Origin of the sequence: Streptomyces aculeolatus, from assembly GCF_020400605.1 — a bacterium.
Lineage (GTDB): Bacteria > Actinomycetota > Actinomycetes > Streptomycetales > Streptomycetaceae > Streptomyces > Streptomyces aculeolatus.
Genome location: NZ_JAINRD010000086.1, coordinates 1 through 809 on the forward strand (window position 1 = coordinate 1; position 809 = coordinate 809).

Consider the following 809-nt stretch of genomic DNA (forward strand, 5'->3'; position numbering starts at 1 on the left):
ACCCCACCCAACAGAACCCACAGCCGATGCGCTTGCCAGCACTACGGCCGCCGCGTGACACGTCCAGGGGCCATCGGCATCCTCGTCAGCAGGCCGGGAGTAGACCATCACCTCACGACGGCCATCCGCGGCTCGCGCACTCGTCCGCAGTTGAACCAGAACCCCACCAAACTGGGGGAGGTGGAGGGGGGCTTGGAGGGTGAGTTCCTCGATCTCGTCGCAGCCGACTTCGTCGCCGGCACGGATCACCATCTCCACCAGAGCGGTCCCGGGCACAAGCACCGTCCCGTGCACAGCATGATCAGCCAGCCAGGGATGCGTGGACAACGACAGCCGCCCCGTCATCAGCCACTCATCGCTGTCCGCCACCTCCACCGCAGCACCCAGCAACGGATGATCCGCAGCACTCAGCCCCAACTCCCGCACATCACCCGCACCGCGAGAACGCCCCGCATCCAGCCAGAAACGCTCACGCTGGAACGCATACGTCGGCAGGTCCACCCGGCGTCGGGAAGTACCGGTGAAGACCGTGTCCCAGTCCAGGTCCACACCGTGGACGTGGACCTGGGCGGCGCTGGTGAGAAACCGTGCCATGCCGCCCTCGTCACGACGCAGGGTCTCCACCACCGCGCACTGCGCCCCGGCCTCCGCCACCGTGTCACCGATGCCGGCAACCAGCACCGGATGAGGACTCGCCTCCACGAACACCCCGGCACCCGCCCGCGCCAGTGCCTCGATCACCGGGGCGAACCGCACCGGCTCACGCAGATTCCGCACCCAATACCCGGCGTCCAGGGTCGCGGTATCGG

Annotated in this window: 1 protein-coding gene; it reads right to left on the reverse strand. The window is 68.0% G+C overall.

Translation table 11 applies throughout. From position 1 onward, the window contains the following. A partial coding sequence (locus LG396_RS38815) for a polyketide synthase dehydratase domain-containing protein (RefSeq protein WP_225798315.1) occupies positions 1-795 on the reverse strand: 795 nt, incomplete at its 3' end. Positions 796-809 lie beyond the last annotated feature (14 nt).